Below are 21,623 nucleotides of genomic sequence, written 5' to 3'. Positions count from 1 at the left end.
CGGCAATCGTCGGCATCGTCAAGTTCGGCGACCAGAACAGGATGTCGCCCGAAAACCGCTCACACTTTTCGGCATCATGCTCTAGTCCCCCTCAAAGCCGTTCAGCTCAGGCCGACCGCCCTGAGCAGCGCTACGCAGACGACGCCGGCCGCGACGGAGACCAGCATCGGCAAGCGAAGGGCCGCGAGCGCGGTAACGCCACAGGCGGCGCTCTCCGCGATCCCTGTCGAAAAAGCGGTCGGCGCCACCACCGCCATGAGCACTGCGGGCGGAATGGATTCGATCGCTTTGCGCCTGCCGCCGTCCAGCGACACATACCGCAGCAGAAAGAGCCCGCTGACACGCGTCAGGATCGTCGCAGCCGCCATGGCCAGAATGGCGAGCAGGGTCTGCAGGTCGAGAGTCATGGCGTCACCTCCAGGCGGCGCATACCGCTGAAGGTCGCGGCCGCGACACCGGCAAGAGCACCGGCCGCGACATACCAGACGCCGGGTACGAAGTGATGGGTAAGCACGGCCGCCGCGGCGCTCGCAAGCAGAACGGCGCCGGTCTCTCGTCCCTTCCAGAAACCCATGACGAGCACGATGAAGACGGCCGGAAAGGCAAAGTCCAATCCGAGCGTTGCGGGATCGCCGAGGAACGTCCCGAGTGTGGCGCCCGCCAGCCCGGAAAGAACCCATGCCAGGTAGAAGGGCGCTGCCAGCCCAGCAAACCATGCCGGTTTCAGCCTCGCCGCCCCGGCGCGGAATTCCGCCATCGCCCAGATTTCATCGGCCAGAAAGAGTACCGAGAGATAACGGGCGCGCGGTGAAAACGACTGCATCTTTGTGACGATCGATGCTCCCATCAGCACGTGGCGGATGTTGACGAGAAGGGCTGCAAAACCGAGGCTTGTCCACGAGGCGGGATGTGTCCAGATATCCATCGCCACGAATTGCGAGCCGCCGGCAAAAACCAGCGCGCTCATCAGGCCGACTTCAAGAGGCGAGAGCCCCTTCGTCGCGGCGACGGCACCGAACACCAGCCCAATCGGGATGACGGCGGCAACGAGTGGCGCGATCGCCCGCATTCCGCCTGAAAATTCGGCCCAGATCTCATTTTTGCGCACGTTCGAACCTCCGCTTGATGCCGAGGTCATAGAGCCGTGCCGAAGCGACGTCTTGAACGAAAGTGATTATCTCGCCCGATACTGGCCAGGAGTTAATCCCGTGCGCGCCTTGAAGTGCCTGGTGAAATGCGCCTGGTCGGCAAAACCGCATTCCAGCGCGACCTCTGCCGGCAGGTCACCCGCCCGCAGCCTGCGGCGCGCGCTCCTGACTCGGACATCGGTAAGGAAGGCGTGCGGCGTGATATGGAATTCCTTGCGAAAGGCGCGGATCAGATGCGCGCGGCTGAGGCCGGCGACGGCGGCGAGTTCTTCCAGCCCCAGATCGGTCGCATAATGTTCCGTCAGATAATCCCGCGCGCGCCGAACCGCTGAACGCTCCGAGGTGTCGGTCGGCACGATGATCGAGCTTCCATGCTGACGAAACATTGCGTCGAGCACCAGGAACATGCTCTGGCTGGTCTCCAGTGCCCCGACTCCGGCCTCCAAGGTCCGGTGGGCACCAAGAAACGCCGCGGCCAGTTTGGGATCGTGAAGAATCTGCTTGCCGAAGGCCGGCGTGCCGCGAAAGGTGCGGCCGGTGACATCCTCGAGGATTTCGCGAAAGAGCGACAGGTCGGGATAGATCATGCGATAGCGATAGCCGCCATCGGTCGGCGCCCCGTCATGCGTCTCGCCCGGATTGATCAAATAGAGATCGCCGGGGCCGGAGGCCTCGCGTGCACCGCAGATCGTGGCGATCTGGCTGCCGCTCTCGATGGCGCCGATGCTGAACGTATCATGGGCGTGCGGTGCGAACTCATGCGTCAGGAAGGTCGCGCTCAGGCATTCCATGCCGCCGAAGCGCGGATCGCGCCAAAAGCGCGTCGTCTCCGCTCCCGCGAGTGGCATGGCTTCGGTCGCCTGTTCCTGGGAAATATTCTGCATCGGGCGGATATAGCAGTTTTCCCGCGACGCTTCTTGAACAAAAGTGATCATTGAAACTGGCCACATTCCCAGCCGATCGGCAAAAGATACCGGTCTTCTGGAAACGTTGAGCTGGACTTATGCCGCGTTCAGACGTTCGGCGCTAACCGGCATTCCCACATGAAAGCCTTGGACGCGGTCAATGCGAAGATCCTTGAGCAGGGACAATTGTGCTGCCGTTTCGACGCCTTCCACCAGGATCGTATTCCCACGATTGCGGATGAGAGAGACCATGTCCTGAAGCATCGTCAACCCGCGTGGGTTGGAGCAGTCGTGCAGAAAAGTCCGATCGACCTTGACCGTCTGAAACTCGATCGCCCTCAGCCAAGAGAGGCCGGCGAAGCCGGAGCCGAAATCGTCAAGCCAAATTTCGACGCCGAGAGCCCGCAGATCGGCAATGCATTTCAGCACCTCCGACTGCATATCCATGTCCAGGCCCTCGGTGACCTCTAAGGCCAGCCGCGACCCGCAGACCCCGCACCGAGCAAGAATATCAGCGACGCTCGCAGCGAAGCCCGGGGAGCGCAGTTGTATGGGCGACACGTTGACGCTGACGGTGGCCATCCGATCTGTCATCAGTATGTCACGGCATGCCGTCTCGATCGCCCACTTACCCAATTCGAGGATAGCGCCCGTTCGTTCTGCAACCGGAATGAATGTCCTCGGCGAAACCGCAGTACCGTCCGGCATCCTGAGGCGCATCAAAGCCTCGACGGCTTTTGCTCTCCCGTTCGTCAGGTCGAAGATCGGTTGGTAAACGAGCGAGACCAGTTTGCGGTCAATGGCGGCCGTCAGTAGCGGGACGAGCTTACCAGCATTGTCATCGGGGCGAGGCAACGAGGGATCAAACCTACGAATGCAATTTCGGCCACTTGCCTTGGCATTGTAGAGAGCAAGATCGGCTTCGCGCACTATTCGCTCCACTTTCTCTCCGACGTCGTCGCGGGTGAAAGCAACGCCGATGCTGACGGTTACGATCGGGCTATCATCTGGTCGCTCGTCATGGGCAATCGCAAGAAACTCGACTTCCATTCTGATCTTTTCGGCCAAGCTCATCGCGATCGAGGGAGTTTCAGCCGGCATGACCACGATAAACTCCTCGCCGCCGTACCTGCCGATCATGCCACCGGACGACTCTACAACCGCCTTCAGCGCATTGGCGACGACGGTCAGGCATCGGTCTCCCTCCTGATGCCCGTAGCGATCATTGAAGCGTTTGAAGAAGTCGACGTCGATGAGGAACACGACAAAGTCACGGCCTTCGTCTTTCCAGGCGGCCCAGCATTCGTCGAGCCGCAGGTCCAGCGCGCGTCGGTTGCTTATGCCTGTCAGATAGTCGGTATTTGAAAGCTCGAGCAGCGACCTTCCGCGCTCGGAGGCTTCCCAGTGCTGATAGCGAGCCTCCGCCGCGTTCAGCAGCACGTTTCGACGCTCGACATTCAATCGCCAATTGATGGAAGACGTGAAGACAAAGCAGGAAATATAGAACATGCCGAAGGCGAGCTTGTAGATTTGACTTGAAGGAAAATACGCCTCGATCGTCACGAAAAACGCGCAGAGCACGAAGCTGGAGGTGATCACCGACAGCCGAAACGAGAAACTGAAAAAGAGGTTGGCGCCCATCATGAAGATGGCGCCGAAAATCATATAGTAAGACATGGCAGCGACGTCACGGGTGCCAATCGCCGGGTAAAGCCAGCCCAAATAGCCCGCAAGCAGTGCCGCGGCGCATGTGATGTCGAGCCAGACGATTTTCGCTTTTGCCAATCGCAAGGCTTCGAAAGTCAGCAGCGCCATCGTTGCGACGACGAATCGCGCGGCGATCGTCACAGGCGCAACGTCGGGGATAAGCCACTGGTCGGGAAGTGCGAAGGACAGATAAACGGCGACCGCGATCCAAAGACCATGCCGTGAGCTTTGCCTTCTGGCAGAATCATTTTCGGCTTCCAGAGATTTGCAAGCCTCGGCAAATGAAAAGCTGTCGGTTGATTCGTCACCCCGCACAGTAGGGTAAGCCGCGCTCATGTAACGATGCCAGCTCGGCTACGATCCAGCGAAAATAAACTGCAAGCCATGCTTCGGCGCCCTCCAAAATTTCGTTCGGCAACCTGCAACGGGTTTGTCTTGTTATTTAACATTCGTAGAGAAGCAGGTTCCCACCCGCAACAGTAGAATTACCCTTATCCCGTGTGGATTCCAGTCGCATCCTATTTCGAGGTTGATTATGCTTAACGCTAGGTCAAGGGAGTCTCGAAATGGCACGAAGTCTTGTCTTGGATGGTGAAAGTCTTGTTGCGCCCGGTGAAATTCGCCAGGCAGCAAGGAGGTTTGCCGCGCCGAAGCCGGGCGACCTTATAGTTGCCAAAGCCGAGCTTGCCGTCAGCCTTGACGTGTCGCTCCGTCAGTTCAAATCCGGTGTCGAGCCAGGTGCGATAATCGAGCGGCTCACCGAGGCCCTGCATCAGTTGCGGCGTCGCTTTCATCCCGACGTGTGGGACGTCATCGTTCCGACCGCGCAATCTCATCCGGTTGCTCACTATCTGCATCAAGATCCATTAACCCGCTGGTCGTTCGAAAAGCCGCGCGGCTATTCCGGCGACGCACGTCTTCTCGACTTCATCTACGGCAGGCCCGAGATCGAGGACGCAGTCGCATCATCGAGCGACTTGGGACGTTCGATCTACGCCTATACTCGAAATGCTTCGTCATCCGTCGCGGTAAGGGAGCGTCGAGACATTCTGGCGCGCCGCGTCGACGAAATCGCTTCGGCTCGGCCTGGTTCCACCGAAGTTCTGGCCATCGCTTCGGGGCATCTTCGTGAAGGGCCTTTGTCGCGCGCACTCGGCGCCGGCGCGATCAAACGCTGGGTCGCTTTGGATCAGGACCCGATGAGCGTCGGAACCGTAGCCCGCGATTTCGCCGGCACGTCGGTCGAGGCGGTGAACGGGTCGGTCAAATCCGTGCTCGGTGGAAAGCATGCGCTGGGAATGTTCGATTTCGTCTATGCCGCAGGTCTCTACGACTATTTGCCGGACGCGGTGGCCGTCAGGCTGACCAGGAAGTGCGTCGGCATGCTTAAGCCCGGCGGCACATTTCTCTTCGCCAACTTCTCTCCGGAAACGGATGTCGATGGTTATATGGAGACATTCATGAACTGGGCGCTGCTGTTGCGCTCAGAACGCGAAATGGGCTTGATCGCCGGTGAAAGCGTGACTGGGACAGATGCGAAGATGTCTGTTTGGTCCGGCTCAAACCGCAGCATTGTCTACTGTGAAATTGAAAGAAAGTCCTAGGCCGCGCGTTCATCGACGCATGAAGGGAACTTCCGGCACTGGGTCTTTACAGCTAACATGTCAGTCTGCTAGATCTGATCCACCAGATGGGGGAGGAATGATTTTGCCATCAAAATTCGGGCTTTCTGTCGCCCTTGCCACGCCGTTTGACGGCAATAGCGATATCGCCCTCGATGCGATGATTGCGCAGGGGCGGCGGTGCCTTGCTGCTGGCTGCGGCAGCGTGACGTTGTTCGGGACGACGGGCGAGGGCTCATCCATCGGAAGCCGGGAACGCGAACGCGTGCTGGCGGCCTTTCTCGATGCAGGGATCGCGGCAGAGAACATCATCGCCGGCGTCCTGGTCGACTCGGTGGAGGATGCGGCGATACAGGCGGGCCATGCCCTTTCCCTGGGAGCCAGGAACATTCTTCTGGCTCCGCCGTCCTATTTCAAAAATGTCGGTGACGACGGCGTTTTCCAGTGGTTTTCGGCCGTCTTCGCCATGCTGGGCGATCGGGCGCGGGACATCATCGTCTACAATATTCCCTCGATCACCATGGTTCCGCTGACGGTGTCGCTGATCGGCCGCTTGCGGAGCGCCTTTCCGAACATCGTCACAGGCGTCAAGGATTCGTCCGGCGACTGGCCGTTCACGGAAAGCCTGCTCAAGGCCCATGGTGACCTCATCATCCTGATCGGCGATGAACGCCATCTTGCCAGGGGCGTACGACTTGGCGGCCAGGGCGCGATCTCGGGCATGGCAAATTTCGTACCCCACGACGTCAAGCTGATGGCCGAAGACGGCAAGGACGATCCCCGCATCGAGGCATTCGTGGACGAACTGCTCAAATATCCGGTCGTCCCAGCCGTGAAAGCCATGGTGGCACATCAGACATCGGATGAAATCTGGCTTGCGGTTCGTCCGCCGCTCGTTTCAATATCCGGGGAGGGGCGGACCGAGCTCTTCCGCGCCTTCGACGGTCTTTTCCGGTCGAAAGCCGCATAGGTCGGACATGGTGCTGGAGGAGGCGATGGACGGAACGGACGAGCAGCCGACGCTGCGGGAAAAGGCCTATGCGAGTTTCACGCGCCACCTGCTCGCGCGTGACGTGCGTCCCGGCCAGTTCGTTTCGCAGCGCCGTCTCGTGGAATTGACGGGACTGACACTCGGCGCCATCCGCGAGCTCATTCCCAGGCTTGAAGCCGAAGGGCTGATCAAGACGGTGCCGCAGCGGGGCTTGCAGATCGCTCACATCGATCTGAACCTCATTCGCGAAGCGTTCCAGCTGCGTGTGTTCCTGGAGAAGGAGGCCGTGGCACTCTTCACCCGGTCGGCGTCGGACGAGACGATCGCCGGGCTCTTGAAGCAGCATCGGGATATTGCCGACGCCATCCGAAACGGGGATGGCTCGCACGAATTGGAGCTGCGCGCCCAGGCAGTCGATTGGGGCATGCACGATGCCTTTATCGACGCTCTTGGAAATACCATCATTTCGAACGCCTACCGCGTGAACTCGATCAAGATGCGGCTGATCAGCCAGGATCGCTTTCGCATCGAGGGTCACGTCGGACCCGTCATGGGCGAGCATCTGAAAGTGCTCGAGGCAATCGAACGACGATCGGCGGAGGACGCCGTCAACAGCCTTGTCGCACACATCAATCATGCAAGGGATCGTGCGCTCAGGATATAATCGGGAATGAACAGCCGGGGATGAGGAGATCGCCGGCAAAAGGAGGAGGATCAACATGCCATCATTCATCAATCCGACGCGGCGCGGTTTTCTGGCGGGGACGGCCGCTCTCGGGGCCAGCAGCGTGCTCGGCATGCGGCCGGCCGCCGCTGCCGTCGACTGGAAGCGCTTCGCCGGCACCACGCTCGAAGTCAACCTGGTCAAGAGCCCGCGCAGCGAGATCCTGACCAAGTACCTGCCCGAGTTCGAGGAACTCACCGGCATCAAGGTCAATGCCGAAGCAACGCCCGAACAGCAGCAGCGCCAGAAGACGACCATCGAGCTCAGCTCCGGCAAGCCGAGCTTCGACGTCGTGCACATGAGCTACCACGTTCAGAAGCGGCAGTTCGAGAAGGGCGGCTGGCTTGCCGATATCAGCGGTTTCCTCAAGGACCCGGCTCTGACCGATCCGTCGCTCACTGAAAGCGATTTTGCCGAAGCAGGCCTGGCCTTCGCCAAGGATGCGGATGGCGTCCTGCGTTCCCTGCCTTTCTCGGTCGATTACTGGATCATCTACTGGAACAAGGCGCTGTTCGAAAAGAAAGGGCTTGCTTACCCCACCAACTTCGAAGAGCTGGCAAGTGCCGCCGAAGCGCTCACCGATCCCTCGACCAATACTTACGGCTTCGTCGCCCGCGGTCTGAAGAACGCCAACACGCCGGTCTGGACGACGTTGCTGCTCGGCTACGGTTCGAGCCCGCTCGGACCGGACGGCAAGCTGCGCACGACATCGCAGGAAGCGGTCGATGCCGCCACGCTGTACCAGAAGCTGATGACCAAGACCGCCCCTCCCGGCGTCTCCGGCTTCAACTGGGCCGAGGCGCAGTCGGCCTTCCTGCAAGGCAAGATCGGCATGTGGCTGGACGGCGTCGGCTTTGCGCCGCCGATCGAGAATCCGGAAAAGTCGCGTGTCGTCGGCCAGGTCGGGTACGGCATCATGCCGAAAGGCCCGAAGGCGCAGGCAGCGGGAACCTTCGGCGACGGTCTTGGCGTCGTCGCGGCAAGCCAGAAAAAAGAAGCAGCCTACCTCTTCTGCCAATGGGCGATTTCGCACGACATGGGCGCGCGCCTGCTGCAGGCCGGCGCCGGCGTTCCTTTCCGCCAGTCCGTCCTCGAGGATGCGAAGGTCCGCGAAGGCGTCAAGATGCCGGCCGCATGGCTGGATGCGGTCGCCGGCTCCGGCAAGATTTCGCAGCTCGCGCTGCCGGTCATCATTCCGGTCACCGAGTTCCGCGACATCTATGGCGTCGGTCTGACCAACATGATCGGCGGCGCCGATCCGGCAACCGAGCTGAAGGCGGCGACGGCCCAGTTCGAACCCGTGCTGGCGAAAAGCGAGGGATAATGGCGGCGAGCATCGAAACGGCCACAGCGACCAAGACCGCGTCCAAAGGAAGGAGCAAACCGGATCGGTTTGCTCCCAACTACTGGCCCTTCGTCATCCCGGCGCTGATCGTCATAGCCGCCGTCATCGTCTTTCCATGGGTGTTTACCCTGTGGATGAGCGTGAACAGCTGGACGCTCGGTCAATCGCAAGTCTTTGCGGGACTGGACAATTACGCCCGCCTGGCGGTCGACATGCGTTTCTGGGAGTCGCTCTGGCACACGGTGCTCTATACGACGCTCTCTGTGGCAGCGCCCCTGTTTCTCGGGACGCTCGCCGCGCTGATCTTCGATGCCCAATTTCCGTTCCGCGGTCTGTTGCGCGGCATATTCGTGATGCCGATGATGGCGACGCCTGTCGCCATCGCGCTGGTGTGGACGATGATGTTCCATCCGCAGCTCGGGGTTCTCAATTACCTCCTGTCCTTTGTCGGCATTGGACCGCAGGAGTGGATTTATAACCAGAGGAGCGTCATCCCCTCGCTGGTTCTGGTCGAGACCTGGCAATGGACGCCGCTCGTCATGCTGATCGTGCTCGGCGGCCTGGCGGCGGTTCCGCGCGAGCCTTATGAAAGTGCGGAGATCGACGGAGCGAATGTCTGGCAGAAATTCCGTTATCTGACGCTGCCGATGATTGCGCCGTTCCTGATGATCGCCGTGATCATCCGCAGCATCGATGCCGTAAAAAGCTTCGACATCATCTACGCCATGACCCAGGGCGGCCCCGGTACGGCCTCGGAAACGATCAACATCTATCTCTACAACACTGCCTTCGCCTATTACGATATCGGTTATGGCTCGGCCATGGCGGTCATCTTCTTCATCCTGATCGTGCTGCTGTCCTTCGTGCTTCTGATGGTCCGGCAGCGGGCGAACTGGTCGAACGGGGAGGGACGCTGATGAAGCGCAAGACGCTCGACCGCATCGGACTGCTGTTCGTCGCTCTGGTGATGATCTCGCCGGTCATCCTGTTTTTCCTCTGGATGATCTCGCTGTCGCTGAAATATGAAATCGACAATGGCGCCTATCCGCCGATCTTCATTCCGGAGCGTTTCGCCTGGACGAACTATCTGAAGGTCTTCGAGGAAAACAACTTCTTCCTCTATCTCTGGAATTCGCTGCTGGTGACAGGCAGCGCCACGCTTCTGGCGCTCTTGATCGGCGTGCCTGCCGGATATGGCATTGCCCGCCTGAAGGCGGAGAAGTCGGCGATGGTCATCATGATCGCGCGCATGACGCCGGGGCTGTCCTTCCTCATTCCGCTCTTCCTGCTGTTCCAGTGGCTGAACCTGCTCGGCACACTGATGCCGCAGATCATCATCCACCTCGTGGTCACGGTGCCGATCGTTGTCTGGATCATGATCGGCTATTTCGAAACCACGCCGATGGAGCTGGAAGAGGCCGCAAGCATCGACGGCGCCACCCCGTGGCAGGTTTTCCGCCTGGTCGCTCTGCCGATCGCGAGGCCGGGCATCGTCGTCTCCTTCATCCTGTCGGTCATCTTCTCGTGGAACAACTTCGTCTTCGGCATCGTGCTCGCCAGCCGCGAGACGCGCACACTTCCCGTCGCCGTCTACAACATGCTCTCCTTCGAACAGGTCAGCTGGGGGCCGCTTGCAGCGGCGGCGTTGATCGTCACCTTGCCCGTGCTGATCTTGACCGTGTTCGCGCAACGGCAGATCGTGGCAGGCCTGACGGCCGGAGCCGTCAAGTGAGCGGGCGAGGCAGCCCTTGACGATTTCCTCCGACTTCAATCCACCCCGCCGCGTCCTGTGTGTTGGCGCGGCGGTTCTGGACACGCTGTTTCGCGTCCGAACTCTGCCCGCCGGCCAGGGCAAGATCCTGCCCTATGAGATGCTGCAGGTCGCTGAAGGCATGGCGTCGAGTGCGGCCTATGCCATCGTCCGGCTCGGCGGCGCTGCCAGCCTCTGGGGCGCGGTCGGCAATGATGCCGCCGGCGAACGCATTATAGCCGATCTCGGCAAGAGCGGCATTGAGACGAGCGACATGCTGCGTGTCGACGGCGCCCGCTCGGCCATCTCGACGATCCTCATCGATGATCAGGGCGAACGCTTGATCGTGCCCTTCTACGACGAGCGGCTGCACGATACGGTCAGGCCGGTCAGCGCGCAGGAGATTTCTGCCTTCGATGCCGTGCTTGTCGACGTCCGCTGGCCGAAGCTGGCGCTGCGGACGCTGATCGCGGCCGGCGAAGCCGGCAAACCTGCCATTCTCGATGGCGATGTTGCAGGCGAGGGCGTCATCGAGATGCTTGCGCCGGCCGCCTCTCACATCATCTTTTCACAGCCGGCGGCCGAGCGGCTTGCCGGGACCGCGGATCTGGTGGAAAGCGTCGGCCTTCTGAAGCGGAAATTCGAACATGCCTTCATCAGCGTCACGGCCGGCGAGAGCGGCTCGCTGTGGTTCGATGAACCAAGCGGCGACATCCGCCATCTTGCCGCTCCGACAGTCAGAGCGGTCGACACGCTTGCGGCGGGCGACATCTTCCATGGCGCCTTCGCGCTGGCGATCGCTGAAGGCCTGCCGATCGAAGAGACGATGCGATTGTCGTCCATGGCGGCGGCGCTCAAATGCCAGGTGTTCGGCGGACGCACCGGCGCGCCCACGCGAGCCGAGGTGTGCGATGCTCTTCGGGCTTGGAACATTGGCGTTTCCCAGCAGGCGAGCAAAATCGTTCGATAGCTGAGCCGGACGCAGTGGCGTCGCCGACGGCGCGATGCGCCTCGCCGCCGGACGAAGGCTCATGCCTTGCCAAATTTTGCCATGGCGGCTACTTTGGTCCCATGAGCACAATGAATATCTCGCTACCGGATAATCTGAAGCACTTCGTCGACCAGCAGGTCGCCGGTCGAGGATATGGCACGAGCAGCGAGTACGTGCGCGAACTGATCCGTCGCGATAGGGATCGGCAGCAGTTGCGCAATCTTCTGCTTGAGGGCGCGTCATCCGAGGCGACCGAACCCGTTAATACGAGCTATTTCGATAGTTTGCGCGAGCGCGCAACGAAACAAAGCTCCAAGTGACCGCGAAACCTATCGTCCCGCGCCAGTCGGCTCGCGGGGATGTCGAGAATGCCGTGGATTATTACGCTCACACGGCGGGAGCACAGATAGCGATAGGCTTCATCGATGCACTGCAATCAACCTATACCTTGATCGCAGAGCGTCCCGCATCGGGTTCACTGCGCTACGCATATGAACTCGGCCTGCTCGATCTGCGCTGCACGACGATCAGGGGTTTTCCCTATGTGATCTTCTACCTTGAGCGGGCCGACCATGTCGACGTGTGGCGGGTTCTGCACGCCAAGCAGGATATTCCGGCGTGGCTGCAGGGCTCAGAGGCATCGGATCAGCTCCGCATATGATAGGCCCCAAGACTGACACGGGACTGGCTCCATAAGCTATCTAGGGGAGCTGGCCCGGCATGTCTTCTTTTCAGACATCGCTCCGCAGCTTCATGAAGCAGGGTGCTTCGACGCCCGCGTATTCGGCATCCCGTCTGGCCGCAGCCGTCTCTTCAGCGCTGCGATGCGGAAGATCGCATTGGGTGCTCCGTAGCCGGCATAGCCGCGGCGCTCCACAATTTCAAAGAAGAAACCTTCTCCAAAGGTCGTGCTGTAGAGCTGGAAGTATTCTCCGTGTTCATCATGGTCATAGAGGATGTTGTGTGCCTTCAGCCGCTCGGTCAGCTTCGGATCGAGGCCGAAACGGGCTTCGACATCGTCGTAGTAGTTCGGAGAGATATCGAGTGGCCGGAAGCCGTTCCGTTGCAACCCCTCGGCTGCTGCGAAGATGTCGTCTGTGTGGAAGGCGAGGTGCTGCACGCCCGAGCCGAACGTCTCGGCGATGAAGTGGCCCGCGAGCGTGCGGCGATTTTCCGCCCCATTGAGCGTGATTCTGAGCGTGCCTCTATCATTCTCAACGACTTGGCTGCGCACGACCCCGCCAGGATCGATGATGTCGACCATCGGCGTCTTTTGTGAGTCGAAAATCGACGTGTAGAACAGGAGCCAGGTGAGCATCTCGTCATAGGCGACAGTCTGCGCGACGTGGTCGACCCGTTCGAGATGAACCGGCGCAATCTCACTCTCGTCGTCGACCGCGATGAAGTCGATCTCGGAAAAGCGGCCGAGTTCGCTCTTGTCGTCGATTAGATAGATCAGCCCGCCGCCAACGCCGCGGATCGACGGAATCCGCACCTCTCCGTCCGCCACCGGTTGCTCGAACGGCTCGGCACCAAGCGCGATCGCCCGGTCGAGCGCCCGCTGCGCGTCCTCGACTTGAAGCGCGATCGCATAGGCCGTCGTGCCGTGCATGGCGAATGACGCACCGGCGAAGCCGCGCTCCTCGCTGTTGATAATCAGCCTGATGTCGCCCTGGCTGTAGAGCGAGACCTTTTTGGTCCTGTGCCGCGCGCTCAAACGGAAACCCAGCGTCTTGAGGATTTGGCCGAGATCGGCGGCGCTCTCCTCGTCAGCGGAGAACTCCACGAAACCCACGCCCTTGACGACCGCGCGTTCGGGCATGGCGGGCAGGGTGAGCGCCGAAACATTCGGGCTGCGGCGCACTTGGTCGCCGAGATAGATCAGAGAGCGATAGCCGTCGGCGGCGATCGAGCGCGTGGAGCCGCCGCGGAACTGATCGTTGAAGATTTCCAGCGAGAAATAGCCATCGTAGCCGGTTTCGGCGATCGCCTCGGTGAAAGCGGTCACCGGCAGGTCGCCTTCGCCGGGCATGCTGCGAAAATGTCGTGACCAGTAAAGAAGGTCCATGTCGATCAAAGGCGCGTCGGCGAGCTGGACGATGAAGATCTTGTCCTTCGGGATCGACCGGATCGAATTGACGTCGATCTTGCGCGAAAGCGTATGAAAGCTGTCGAGAATGAGGCCGATATTGGGGTGGTCGGCGCGCCGGACTATTTCCCAGGCGTCGCGGTGATCGTTGATATGACGGCCCCAGGCGAGGGCCTCGTAGCCCACGCGCAGCCCGCGCCTCGCGGCCCGCTCGCCGAGTTCGCGAAAGTCGTCGGCCGCGCGTTCGATACCACCGAGCGATATCGGCGAGACGTTCGAGCAGACAAGGACGAGATCGGTGCCCAGCGCCTCCATGACATCGAATTTGCGTTCGGCACGGTCGAAGGTGCGTTGCCTGTGGCTGGGCGGCATGCCTTCGAAATCGCGAAACGGCTGGAACAGGGTGATTTCCAGCCCGTGATCGCGCACCATTCGTCCGACATCCGCCGGACTGCCATCGAATGCGAGGAAATCGTTTTCGAAGATCTCCACGCCAGCAAAGCCGGCGCGCGCGATCGCCTCCAGTTTCTCCGGTAGCTCCCCGCTGATGGACACTGTCGCTATCGATGTCTTCATCGTCGCCTCCTCATGCGCCGAGCAACCCGTCCGCCGTCAAAGCCGAACGGTGTCGCCAGTGGCTGCCGCTTGCTTCACTGCCAGGACCACGCGCAATGTCTCCAGCCCTTCGCGACCGCTGACGAGCGGCTCTTCATTACCGCGGATGACATCACAGAAGTGCCGGATCTGTTCTGCCAGCGGGTCCTTTTGTTCGAATGTTTCGGCAGACTTTTCGAAGGGTTCCCACCAGCTCCGTTCGGCGGTGTTCCGCCACAGCTGCAGGCCTGGCATGCTCAGCGATCCATGCGTTCCACCGATCAGGTAACAGAATTGATCTTCGCGCGGATAAACGGGATTTTCGCCGGTCGTATGCTCCCAGCTCCATGGTGCGACGACGGCATCGCTTATAGAGCAGGTGGCCAGGGCGCCACTCGCGAATTCCAGGATGATCACCGCTGTCTCCTCGACAGCATGGCCGCGTACTGCGTTCGATTCCCTGGCCTGCACGGATACGACGTCGCCAAGGAGGTAGCGCAGATTGTCGATGTCGTGGATGAGGTTGATGAAAACCGGCCCTGCGCCGGCCTGGCGCCGCCAGTCGACTTCGAAATAGTCGTCCGGCTTGTAGAGCCAAAACATCGCATGTGCTGTGAGCACACGGCCGAGCTTGCCGCCTTCCACCACGGCCTTCGCTTTCCGGATTATCGGGTTATATCGTCGATGATGGCCCACGAGAACGGGCACTTCTGCCGCCGCCGCTGCCTCCACCAGGCGTCTTCCGGATACGACATCGTCGGCGAGCGGTTTCTCGATGAGCATCGGCAATCCGGCCGCAACGGCTTGCAGGCCGTTTTCGACATGCATCTGATTGGGCGTCGCGATGATCAACCCATCCGGCCTGTGTTGCCTGAGCAGGCTATCGAGGTTCTGCGCCCATGGCACGCCGAGCTTGTCGGCAAGGGCCCTGGCAGGTTCGGATGGATCGACGATGGCGCAAAGACGGGCCGATTGGTCACCGCATATGAATTCGATGTGGCGTTTTCCGATCAGTCCGGCGCCGAGAACGGCTAGGTTCACGGGAGCATTCATTGGCTGACTCCGGGGCTGACTCCGGCCAGAAGTGACGCCATCCGCCGCAGCGCCAGGAGGTAGCCTTCGGTACCGCATCCGGCGATGACGCCTCCTGCGACCGCCGATACGTAGGAGTGGTGCCGGAAGGACTCTCGGCGGTGGATATTCGAGATGTGCACCTCGATGATCTCGCCTTCGAAGGCATTGAGAGCATCAAGTATCGCGACGGACGTGTGCGTAAACGCGGCGGAATTTATGATGATGCCCGCCGCAACGTCCCGCGCCTCATGGATCCAATCGATGAGTTCGTATTCGCGGTTGCTTTGACGGAATTGCAATTCGAGCCGCAGCGCGGCGCCTAGTTCGCGGCATCTGACCTCAACATCGGCCAGGGTCTCATTGCCATAGATCTCGGGCTGGCGCTTTCCGAGAAGGTTCAGATTTGGCCCGTTGAGGACGTAGATCACACGATTCTTCACACTTGCTCCCTCGGTGCGTGGCCGAAACGTGGGCCGAGAGTGCCGCAGCAAATCGTAAATTGCAATGCAAATCATCTTATCAAAATAAAAATTATAAGATGATTGACGAATTATCTTTTCGCGTCGATTATTGTCATGTGCTAGAGATGCACATATGAAATCAGCCAGGGGAGGAATCGCTGATGGATTTGACAAGACGAGGAACGCTTGGCGTTATCGGTGGACTGGCGGCCACGGCTGTGCTGCCCGGTCTGGCAAGGGCGCAGGCCTATCCCACCAAGCCGATCACGATGATCGTCGGCTTCGCACCGGGCGGCCTGACCGACCTTCTGGCAAGACTTGTTGCACCGATCATGGCCGAAAAGCTGGGTCAGCAGGTGCTCGTCGAAAACCGTACAGGCGCGGCGGGCAATGTCGGAACGGCTGCTGTCGCCAATGCCACGCCGGACGGCCACACGCTGCTCTTCACCTCCGCCGGGCCGATCATCTACAACCCGCATACCTACCAGACCATGCCGGCTGATCCGCTGACGCAACTCAAGCCGATAACCATGGTGGCCGAAGGACCGCTCTTCGTGACCGTGAGCAGCAAGACGGGGATCAAGTCGGTCGCCGATCTGATTGCTTACGCGAAAGCCAATCCCGGCCAGCTCAATTATGCGACGTCAGGCGCGGGCGGCAACATGCACGTCGTGCTCGAGATGTTCCGAGCCCATCTCGGCGTACCGGTGACGCCTGTGCATTACCAGGGTACGTCCGCCCTGCTTCCCGATCTTCTGACCAATCAGGTGCAGTTCTTCGCCGATAGCGCCTCGTCGATCGTCGAGCACGTCAAGAGCGGGGCACTCACGGTCATCATGGCGACTGGCCGTGAACGTTATCCGGCCTTTCCGGATGCGCCGACGGCGGCTGAGCTCGGCTATGACGATTTGGCGGCCATCAAGAACTGGTTCGGCGTTCTGGCACCGAAGGATACGCCCGATGACATCGTGAACAAGCTCTATGAGGTCATCAAGGTCGCAGTGGATAACCAAGAGGTCCGGAAGCGCCTCGAAGCCGCCGGCATGAGCCCGGTGGCAAGCACGCCGAAGGCCTTTTCGGAGGAAATCGCAGCATCGAGTCCTTTGATCGGCAAGGTCACTGAAACCGCTCACATCAAGGTCGAGTGAGCGTATGGCCATGACGAAGATAACGTTGAACAAGGAATTCCTCGGCGGCGTCCTTCTCATGGCCCTCGCTGCTTTTTTCATCTTTTTCGGATGGCGCCTCCGCGTCGGATCGCCCGGTCAAATGGGGCCGGGCTTCATTCCGATGTCGATCAGCGTGCTCCTTGCTTTCATTGGCATGACAAAAATCGCCATGTCCGCCCGGGCCGCAATGGAGGAAGAAGCGCCGATCGCAAAGCTGCGGCCATTGCTCTTTGTTGCGATAGCGCCCGTGCTCTTCGGGCTTCTCATCGGCCCCATGGGCGTCGTCGCGACAGTCGTGATCGTCTCGGTCTTCTGTCGGTTCGCGATGGGCGGCGGCTTTTCGCGCTCCGATATGGTGATCGCGTTGCTGCTTAGTGCATTCTGCGCCGTCGTCTTCGTGGTCCTGCTTGGCCAGGCACTTCCGCTTTGGCCGAGGTGGACGCCATGATCGACAGCCTCGCAAGCTTTTTCGCCGGCTTCCTCCACGCCGCGACGCCAACCAATATCTTTTTTGCTTTCATCGGTTCGATCCTCGGCACGCTGATCGGCGTCCTGCCCGGCATCGGGCCGCTCGCCACGATCTCGATGTTACTGTCGTTCACGCTGATGATGGACCCGCTGACATCGCTCATCATGTTGGCGAGCATCTATTACGGTGCGCAATACGGCAGTTCGACCACGGCGATCCTGTGCAATCTACCCGGGGAAGTGACCTCGGCCGTCACCTGCATCGACGGTCACCAGATGGCACGGCAGGGCAGGGCCGGCGTGGCACTCGCGACGGCGGCTCTTTCATCCCTCTTTGCCGGCTGCGTCGCGACGTTTCTGATCGTTCTCTTCGCGCCGCCGCTGGCGTCTCTCGCATTGAACTTCAGCGCGCCCGAATATTTCCTGCTGATGCTGCTTGGCCTCGTCGCCTCCGTCGTTTTCTGCCACGGCTCCGTCCTCAATGCCTTTGCGATGGCGCTTCTTGGTGTGCTCTTGGGGCTGGTCGGCACGGATGTCGAGACGGGGTCCCTGCGCTATACGTTCGGAATCGGCGAGATATCGTCGGGACTCGATATCGTTCCGGTCGGAATGGCGCTTTTCGGGCTGACCGAGATCATCTTCAACCTGTCGATGCCCATGTCCCGCCAGGTGATGACGCAGAAGATCACCAATCTTCTGCCGAGCCTGTCGGACTTGAAGGAGGCCGTGCTTCCTGCCATTCGCGGGACGGCGATCGGATCCCTGCTCGGCATCCTGCCCGGCGGCGGTGCCACGCTCAGCCCCTTCGCCAGCTACATGGTGGAGAAGCGGATCGCCAAGGATCCGTCCCGGTTCGGCCGCGGCGCCATAGAAGGCGTCGCCGGTCCTGAAGCCGCGAACAATGCGGCGGCGCAGACATCCTTCATTCCGCTGCTGACGCTGGGCATACCGACCAATCCGGTGATTGCCTTGATGCTCGGAGCCATGCTGATTCAGGGCATCCAACCGGGGCCGCAGGTGATTTCTTCCCGCCCCGACCTGTTCTGGGGCCTCATCGCCAGCATGATTATCGGCAATTTGCTGCTCGTCGTCATCAATCTGCCATTGATCGGCATCTGGGTTCGGCTTTTGAAGGTACCCTACAGGGTGCTTTTTCCGGCGATTGTCGTCTTCTGCTGTATCGGGGCCTACACGCTCAATGTGACGCCGATCATGCTGTTCATCATGGCCGGGTTCACCGTCTTCGGCGTCGTGCTCATCATGCTCGGCTTTCAGCCGATCCCACTTCTGCTGGGTTTCGTCCTGGGCCCGATGGCGGAGGAGAATCTGCGCCGCGCGTTCGTCATCTCGAAGGGCGACCCTTCGATCTTCGTCACCCGGCCGATTTCGATCGTCCTTATTCTGATGATCCTGGCCCTGGTACTTCTGATCTTCCTGCCGGCATTCCAGCAGAACAAGGAAGAGTTCGTGGAGTCGTAGAGCCATTCGCCCGTGTCGGTTTCTCCGAGGCATCGCGCACCCCGCGCGATGCCTTCGTCATTACCGAGCAAGGCTTTTGCTCAGGGGCCCGGTGGCGATTGCCTGCTTCACACCTTCGGCGATATGAACGTGGAGAACCTCGAGTGCCTTGTTCACATCCCGGGCAAGTGCCGCCTCGAGAAGTTGGCGGTGTTCCTGTGCCGCCGACTCGCCGCGAAAGCCGAGCGCAAGCATCTGATATCGCAGGTAATGGTCGAAGACGCTGTTATAGGTGCGAACGAGAAAGTCGGAGCCGCAGGCCGCGATCAGTGCCGCATGAAACTGCCGATCGCACTGCTTCCATGTCCTGACATTCACCTTTTCGCCACGGATCATGGCGCCTTCGATCGATGACAGTCGATGATGAGCGGCCAGTACGTCCGACTCCCATTCCACATCGCCTGCTTTCAGCGAGTCCTGCAGGCCGCTGGACTCCAACAGCTCACGCAGCGAGGCTATTTCCTTCAATCCCTTGATGGATACCGGTGCGACTTGGAAACCTTTCAGATCTTCGGACACCACGAAACCTTCGGATGTCAGTCTGTTCAGGACTTCGCGGAGCGTGGGCACGCTGGCGCCATAGCGCTCCCGAAGCGGCGCAAGCGTCAGCTTCGATCCAGGCGGCAGACCGCCAAAAATGATGTCTCCCCGTATGTTGAGGTAGGTCGAGGCGCCAGTGAGTGAGTCGATGGATTTGTCCATAAGAGATTCGTTACGGCGACGTTGGTTGGCTGACAAGAGGAGAAGCGAAGGCAGACGTGATCTGCTCGAGTTCACGTGGCTTACACGAGGATTAACGGTCTCCGGAACAGCACCTAGATATTCTCCGCGATGTAGAGCGAAAAGGGAATAGGTCCGGGCTTCGATACATCGTCTGCTTTGCCGGTTGCGGCGTGGGCGGCTTCATAAACCAGCTGCTCGGCAAGTTGATCGATCGGCGTGGCGATGACCATTGCCACGCTCCGGTCGATGAGGGCCTGTCGGGAGCTCGGCGTCAGCTCGTTGCAGATCAGGCTTACCGCCCCGATCTTGTCGCGCCGGCGCAGCGCCTCCAGCGCGCCCTCGAAGCCACCCGATGCCACATAGATGCCGACGATGTCGGGATGCCCATCGAGAAGGCGGCCCACGGCCATGCGCACATCGTCTTCCGACTCTGCTGCGGCCACTGTGTCCATCACCGAAAAGTCGGTTTCATGGTCCCGAATATAGGCACGAAAGCCGGCCTCCCTCATCTCCTGGGCCAGATAGCTGTAGTTTCCGACGACGATGCTGAGTGCGCCGGGTCTGGGGGCGGTATGCGCCGCAGCCCAGGCCGCCGACCGGCCCGCCTTCCTGTTGTCGAGACCGAGATAGGCCTGCCGGGCGTCGACGGCGAAATCCGATAGGAAAGAGAAGACGAAGACGTTTCGGCTTCGCACTTCGATCACGGCCTCTGACACCACCCGATGGTCGGGCGCCATGATGGCGATCGCGTGGCATGTCTCGGCAAGCTTTCGGATGATGGACGCGGCCTCCCGCGGCGAATTGTTGGACTGGTAGACCACCGTGAGATCGATGTCCGCCTCCTCGAATTTCGTGGAGGCGGACCGGATGGCGGCTTCGACCGCGACATAGAAGGAGTTGTGCCGGCGCCGGAGCGCCAGGCCTATTCGCACGACCTTGCGCCTGACGGGCAGTCTCGATCTCAAGGCGGGCACGCCGTGGTAATTCAGCTCGCGCGCCGCCTGGTAAACGAGTTCGGCGCGCTTGTCGCTGACTGCCGTGCGTCCGTTCAGGACGCGGTCGACAGTCGCCGTGCTGACGCCCGCTCTTCGTGCGACGTCGGCTGCGGTAACACGTTTTGCCATCGTCTGCCTCTCTTGATGAATTTTCATCAAAAATTGCCAAGAATGATGGAAAGCATCATAGCGCCTTGATCAAGAAGATCGCAAGGGTATCCTTTTCTCCATCGATCGGAGGTATCCAGATGACAGGCACCCAAAAGCGCGACTACAGCCTGGTCGGTGCGGATTCAAAAGCTGCGGAACAGGCGGGGCTGGCCGCCGCCGAGTGGTATCACACTGCGCTCGACCGCAAGGACATGAAGGCGATGATGAAGCGCCAGGATGGCCCGGCGCTCAGGGATACCGCGATATGGTGGGGGCTGATGGTCGCCTGCGCCCTCGGCGGCGTCTATTTTTTCGGCAGCTGGGCGGCGCTGCCGTTCTTCATCATTTACGGCGTGCTCTATGGATCGGCCTCGGACTCCCGCTGGCACGAATGCGGCCACGGCACGGCCTTCAAGACGATCTGGATGAACGACGTTGTCTATCAGGTGGCGAGTTTCCTCATTATGCGCGAACCCGAAGTCACGCGCTGGAGCCATGCCCGCCATCACACGGACACCCTGATTGTCGGACGCGATCCCGAGATCGCGGTCAAGCGGCCGCCCAATATCCCGTCGATCATCTTGAGCTTCTTCGCGGTTCCCGGAGTCTACAAGGCGACGATTTCGATGATCCAGCACAGCTTCGGTCGGCTGACGGCGGATGAGCGTGCGTTCCTGCCGGAGACGGCGCGGGCCAAGGTCTTTCGCACCGCCCGCATCTGGCTGGCCATTCATGCGGCGTCGGTATTGTTGTCGATCTATTTCGGCAGCTGGATTCCGGTTCTGCTGGTCGGGGCGCTGCCGACGATGTACGGCGCCTGGCTGGCGCGCCTCTTCGATCTCACCCAGCATGCGGGACTGGCCGAAGACGTGCTTGATCATCGCCTGAATTCGAGGACGGTGATGATGAATCCGCTGTTCCGCTTCATTTACTGGAACATGAACTATCACGTGGAGCACCACATGTTCCCGATGGTGCCTTACTACACGCTTCCCAAGCTGCATGAGGCCATCAAGCACGATACGGCAACACCCTATCCCAGCCTGCTCGCCGCCTATAGCGAGATCGTGCCGGCGGTTTTGAAGCAGGTACGGGATCCAGGCTACTATGTCGAACGACGCTTGCCGCCGACGGCGAAGCCCTATCGCGGTGAACTTCATGATCTCGTTGTCATGCCCAGCGCGGCGCTGGTGAGCTAG

General features: G+C 60.5%; 22 protein-coding genes. 13 read left to right on the top strand and 9 right to left on the bottom strand.

Annotated elements, in window-relative coordinates:
* Nucleotides 1–101: 101 nt before the first annotated feature.
* From CO671_RS19855 to CO671_RS19840, 4 genes are all read right to left on the bottom strand, one after another.
* Complete coding sequence (locus tag CO671_RS19855) at nucleotides 102–407, bottom strand: AzlD domain-containing protein (RefSeq protein ID WP_097607344.1); 306 nt, start codon at nucleotides 405–407, stop codon at nucleotides 102–104.
* Nucleotides 404–1,138: an AzlC family ABC transporter permease gene (locus CO671_RS19850; protein ID WP_170965014.1), complete on the bottom strand. Its 735-nt coding sequence runs from the start codon at nucleotides 1,136–1,138 to the stop codon at nucleotides 404–406. The genes CO671_RS19855 and CO671_RS19850 overlap by 4 nt, the downstream gene beginning before the upstream one ends.
* 36 nt (nucleotides 1,139–1,174) lie before the next feature.
* The gene (locus CO671_RS19845) at nucleotides 1,175–2,032 is read right to left on the bottom strand and encodes an AraC family transcriptional regulator (protein WP_097607343.1); all 858 of its coding nucleotides are present in this window, start codon (nucleotides 2,030–2,032) and stop codon (nucleotides 1,175–1,177) included.
* Between the two features lie 117 nt (nucleotides 2,033–2,149).
* Nucleotides 2,150–4,096 (bottom strand): EAL domain-containing protein, encoded by a 1,947-nt coding sequence (locus CO671_RS19840; protein WP_097607342.1) that lies wholly within the window; start codon nucleotides 4,094–4,096, stop codon nucleotides 2,150–2,152.
* 230 nt (nucleotides 4,097–4,326) lie between these two features.
* Here CO671_RS19840 and CO671_RS19835 point away from each other — a divergent pair, with 230 nt between their 5' ends.
* The 9 genes from CO671_RS19835 (at nucleotide 4,327) to CO671_RS19795 (ending at nucleotide 11,844) form a co-directional block, all read left to right on the top strand.
* On the top strand, nucleotides 4,327–5,364 hold the full coding sequence (locus CO671_RS19835) for a class I SAM-dependent methyltransferase (RefSeq protein WP_097607341.1): 1,038 nt from the start codon (nucleotides 4,327–4,329) through the stop codon (nucleotides 5,362–5,364).
* Nucleotides 5,365–5,467: 103 nt separating this feature from the next.
* Nucleotides 5,468–6,352, top strand: coding sequence for a dihydrodipicolinate synthase family protein (locus CO671_RS19830; protein ID WP_097607482.1), 885 nt, complete (start codon nucleotides 5,468–5,470; stop codon nucleotides 6,350–6,352).
* Between the two features lie 7 nt (nucleotides 6,353–6,359).
* The gene (locus CO671_RS19825) at nucleotides 6,360–7,037 is read left to right on the top strand and encodes a GntR family transcriptional regulator (RefSeq protein ID WP_010032809.1); all 678 of its coding nucleotides are present in this window, start codon (nucleotides 6,360–6,362) and stop codon (nucleotides 7,035–7,037) included.
* Between the two features lie 55 nt (nucleotides 7,038–7,092).
* Nucleotides 7,093–8,421, top strand: a complete 1,329-nt coding sequence (locus tag CO671_RS19820; protein ID WP_097607339.1) for a sugar ABC transporter substrate-binding protein — start codon at nucleotides 7,093–7,095, stop codon at nucleotides 8,419–8,421.
* A complete protein-coding gene (locus tag CO671_RS19815; protein ID WP_097607481.1) occupies nucleotides 8,418–9,359 on the top strand; it encodes a sugar ABC transporter permease in 942 nt (313 codons plus the stop codon). The genes CO671_RS19820 and CO671_RS19815 overlap by 4 nt, the downstream gene beginning before the upstream one ends.
* A complete protein-coding gene (locus CO671_RS19810; RefSeq protein WP_097607338.1) occupies nucleotides 9,359–10,174 on the top strand; it encodes a carbohydrate ABC transporter permease in 816 nt (271 codons plus the stop codon). Before CO671_RS19815 ends, CO671_RS19810 begins: the two co-directional genes overlap by 1 nt.
* A gap of 16 nt (nucleotides 10,175–10,190) precedes the next feature.
* Nucleotides 10,191–11,162, top strand: a complete 972-nt coding sequence (locus CO671_RS19805; RefSeq protein ID WP_097607337.1) for a sugar kinase — start codon at nucleotides 10,191–10,193, stop codon at nucleotides 11,160–11,162.
* Nucleotides 11,163–11,263: 101 nt separating this feature from the next.
* Nucleotides 11,264–11,503 (top strand): type II toxin-antitoxin system ParD family antitoxin, encoded by a 240-nt coding sequence (locus tag CO671_RS19800; RefSeq protein ID WP_097581545.1) that lies wholly within the window; start codon nucleotides 11,264–11,266, stop codon nucleotides 11,501–11,503.
* Nucleotides 11,500–11,844: a type II toxin-antitoxin system RelE/ParE family toxin gene (locus CO671_RS19795; RefSeq protein WP_097607336.1), complete on the top strand. Its 345-nt coding sequence runs from the start codon at nucleotides 11,500–11,502 to the stop codon at nucleotides 11,842–11,844. The genes CO671_RS19800 and CO671_RS19795 overlap by 4 nt, the downstream gene beginning before the upstream one ends.
* 90 nt (nucleotides 11,845–11,934) lie before the next feature.
* On the opposite strand, the gene CO671_RS19790 is transcribed toward CO671_RS19795, so the two are convergent.
* The 3 genes from CO671_RS19790 to aroQ are packed head-to-tail and all read right to left on the bottom strand — an operon-like array spanning nucleotide 11,935 to nucleotide 15,368.
* Nucleotides 11,935–13,848 carry a sugar phosphate isomerase/epimerase and 4-hydroxyphenylpyruvate domain-containing protein gene (locus tag CO671_RS19790; RefSeq protein WP_097607335.1) on the bottom strand — a complete coding sequence of 638 codons (1,914 nt, stop codon included), beginning with the start codon at nucleotides 13,846–13,848 and terminating at the stop codon, nucleotides 11,935–11,937.
* 36 nt (nucleotides 13,849–13,884) lie between these two features.
* Nucleotides 13,885–14,919 (bottom strand): Gfo/Idh/MocA family oxidoreductase, encoded by a 1,035-nt coding sequence (locus tag CO671_RS19785; RefSeq protein ID WP_097607334.1) that lies wholly within the window; start codon nucleotides 14,917–14,919, stop codon nucleotides 13,885–13,887.
* Complete coding sequence (gene aroQ, locus CO671_RS19780; RefSeq protein ID WP_245425005.1) at nucleotides 14,916–15,368, bottom strand: type II 3-dehydroquinate dehydratase; 453 nt, start codon at nucleotides 15,366–15,368, stop codon at nucleotides 14,916–14,918. The genes CO671_RS19785 and aroQ overlap by 4 nt, the downstream gene beginning before the upstream one ends.
* Nucleotides 15,369–15,562: 194 nt before the next feature.
* On the opposite strand from aroQ, the gene CO671_RS19775 reads away from it, so the two are divergent.
* Genes CO671_RS19775 through CO671_RS19765 form a run of 3 tightly spaced genes read left to right on the top strand, consistent with a single transcriptional unit; the run spans nucleotide 15,563 to nucleotide 18,517 of the window.
* Nucleotides 15,563–16,549 (top strand): tripartite tricarboxylate transporter substrate binding protein, encoded by a 987-nt coding sequence (locus tag CO671_RS19775; protein WP_097607332.1) that lies wholly within the window; start codon nucleotides 15,563–15,565, stop codon nucleotides 16,547–16,549.
* A gap of 10 nt (nucleotides 16,550–16,559) precedes the next feature.
* A complete protein-coding gene (locus tag CO671_RS19770; RefSeq protein WP_170965013.1) occupies nucleotides 16,560–17,018 on the top strand; it encodes a tripartite tricarboxylate transporter TctB family protein in 459 nt (152 codons plus the stop codon).
* Entirely contained in the window at nucleotides 17,015–18,517 is a 1,503-nt protein-coding gene (locus tag CO671_RS19765) for a tripartite tricarboxylate transporter permease (protein ID WP_097607330.1), read from the top strand. Before CO671_RS19770 ends, CO671_RS19765 begins: the two co-directional genes overlap by 4 nt.
* 60 nt (nucleotides 18,518–18,577) lie before the next feature.
* On the opposite strand, the gene CO671_RS19760 is transcribed toward CO671_RS19765, so the two are convergent.
* Nucleotides 18,578–19,258 (bottom strand): FCD domain-containing protein, encoded by a 681-nt coding sequence (locus tag CO671_RS19760; protein ID WP_097607329.1) that lies wholly within the window; start codon nucleotides 19,256–19,258, stop codon nucleotides 18,578–18,580.
* 113 nt (nucleotides 19,259–19,371) lie between these two features.
* Nucleotides 19,372–20,403, bottom strand: coding sequence for a LacI family DNA-binding transcriptional regulator (locus CO671_RS19755; RefSeq protein ID WP_010029923.1), 1,032 nt, complete (start codon nucleotides 20,401–20,403; stop codon nucleotides 19,372–19,374).
* 119 nt (nucleotides 20,404–20,522) lie between these two features.
* Here CO671_RS19755 and CO671_RS19750 point away from each other — a divergent pair, with 119 nt between their 5' ends.
* The gene (locus CO671_RS19750; protein ID WP_097607480.1) at nucleotides 20,523–21,623 is read left to right on the top strand and encodes a fatty acid desaturase family protein; all 1,101 of its coding nucleotides are present in this window, start codon (nucleotides 20,523–20,525) and stop codon (nucleotides 21,621–21,623) included.

Source organism: Rhizobium sp. M10 (assembly GCF_002531955.1).
Taxonomy (GTDB): domain Bacteria; phylum Pseudomonadota; class Alphaproteobacteria; order Rhizobiales; family Rhizobiaceae; genus Rhizobium; species Rhizobium etli_C.
Note: the sequence above shows the minus strand (reverse complement) of the source record. Positions and strands in the feature narration are given on the sequence as shown.

Bases quoted from the DNA above. Each gene is read 5' to 3' on its own strand.
- CO671_RS19855 (WP_097607344.1), bottom strand. From the start codon at position 407: ATGACTCTCGACCTGCAGACCCTGCTCGCCATTCTGGCCATGGCGGCT.
- CO671_RS19850 (WP_170965014.1), bottom strand. From the start codon at position 1,138: ATGACCTCGGCATCAAGCGGAGGTTCGAACGTGCGCAAAAATGAGATC.
- CO671_RS19845 (WP_097607343.1), bottom strand. From the start codon at position 2,032: ATGCAGAATATTTCCCAGGAACAGGCGACCGAAGCCATGCCACTCGCG.
- CO671_RS19840 (WP_097607342.1), bottom strand. From the start codon at position 4,096: ATGAGCGCGGCTTACCCTACTGTGCGGGGTGACGAATCAACCGACAGC.
- CO671_RS19835 (WP_097607341.1), top strand. From the start codon at position 4,327: ATGGCACGAAGTCTTGTCTTGGATGGTGAAAGTCTTGTTGCGCCCGGT.
- CO671_RS19825 (WP_010032809.1), top strand. From the start codon at position 6,360: ATGGTGCTGGAGGAGGCGATGGACGGAACGGACGAGCAGCCGACGCTG.
- CO671_RS19820 (WP_097607339.1), top strand. From the start codon at position 7,093: ATGCCATCATTCATCAATCCGACGCGGCGCGGTTTTCTGGCGGGGACG.
- CO671_RS19810 (WP_097607338.1), top strand. From the start codon at position 9,359: ATGAAGCGCAAGACGCTCGACCGCATCGGACTGCTGTTCGTCGCTCTG.
- CO671_RS19800 (WP_097581545.1), top strand. From the start codon at position 11,264: ATGAGCACAATGAATATCTCGCTACCGGATAATCTGAAGCACTTCGTC.
- CO671_RS19790 (WP_097607335.1), bottom strand. From the start codon at position 13,848: ATGAAGACATCGATAGCGACAGTGTCCATCAGCGGGGAGCTACCGGAG.
- CO671_RS19785 (WP_097607334.1), bottom strand. From the start codon at position 14,919: ATGAATGCTCCCGTGAACCTAGCCGTTCTCGGCGCCGGACTGATCGGA.
- CO671_RS19775 (WP_097607332.1), top strand. From the start codon at position 15,563: ATGGATTTGACAAGACGAGGAACGCTTGGCGTTATCGGTGGACTGGCG.
- CO671_RS19770 (WP_170965013.1), top strand. From the start codon at position 16,560: ATGACGAAGATAACGTTGAACAAGGAATTCCTCGGCGGCGTCCTTCTC.
- CO671_RS19765 (WP_097607330.1), top strand. From the start codon at position 17,015: ATGATCGACAGCCTCGCAAGCTTTTTCGCCGGCTTCCTCCACGCCGCG.
- CO671_RS19760 (WP_097607329.1), bottom strand. From the start codon at position 19,258: ATGGACAAATCCATCGACTCACTCACTGGCGCCTCGACCTACCTCAAC.
- CO671_RS19755 (WP_010029923.1), bottom strand. From the start codon at position 20,403: ATGGCAAAACGTGTTACCGCAGCCGACGTCGCACGAAGAGCGGGCGTC.
- CO671_RS19750 (WP_097607480.1), top strand. From the start codon at position 20,523: ATGACAGGCACCCAAAAGCGCGACTACAGCCTGGTCGGTGCGGATTCA.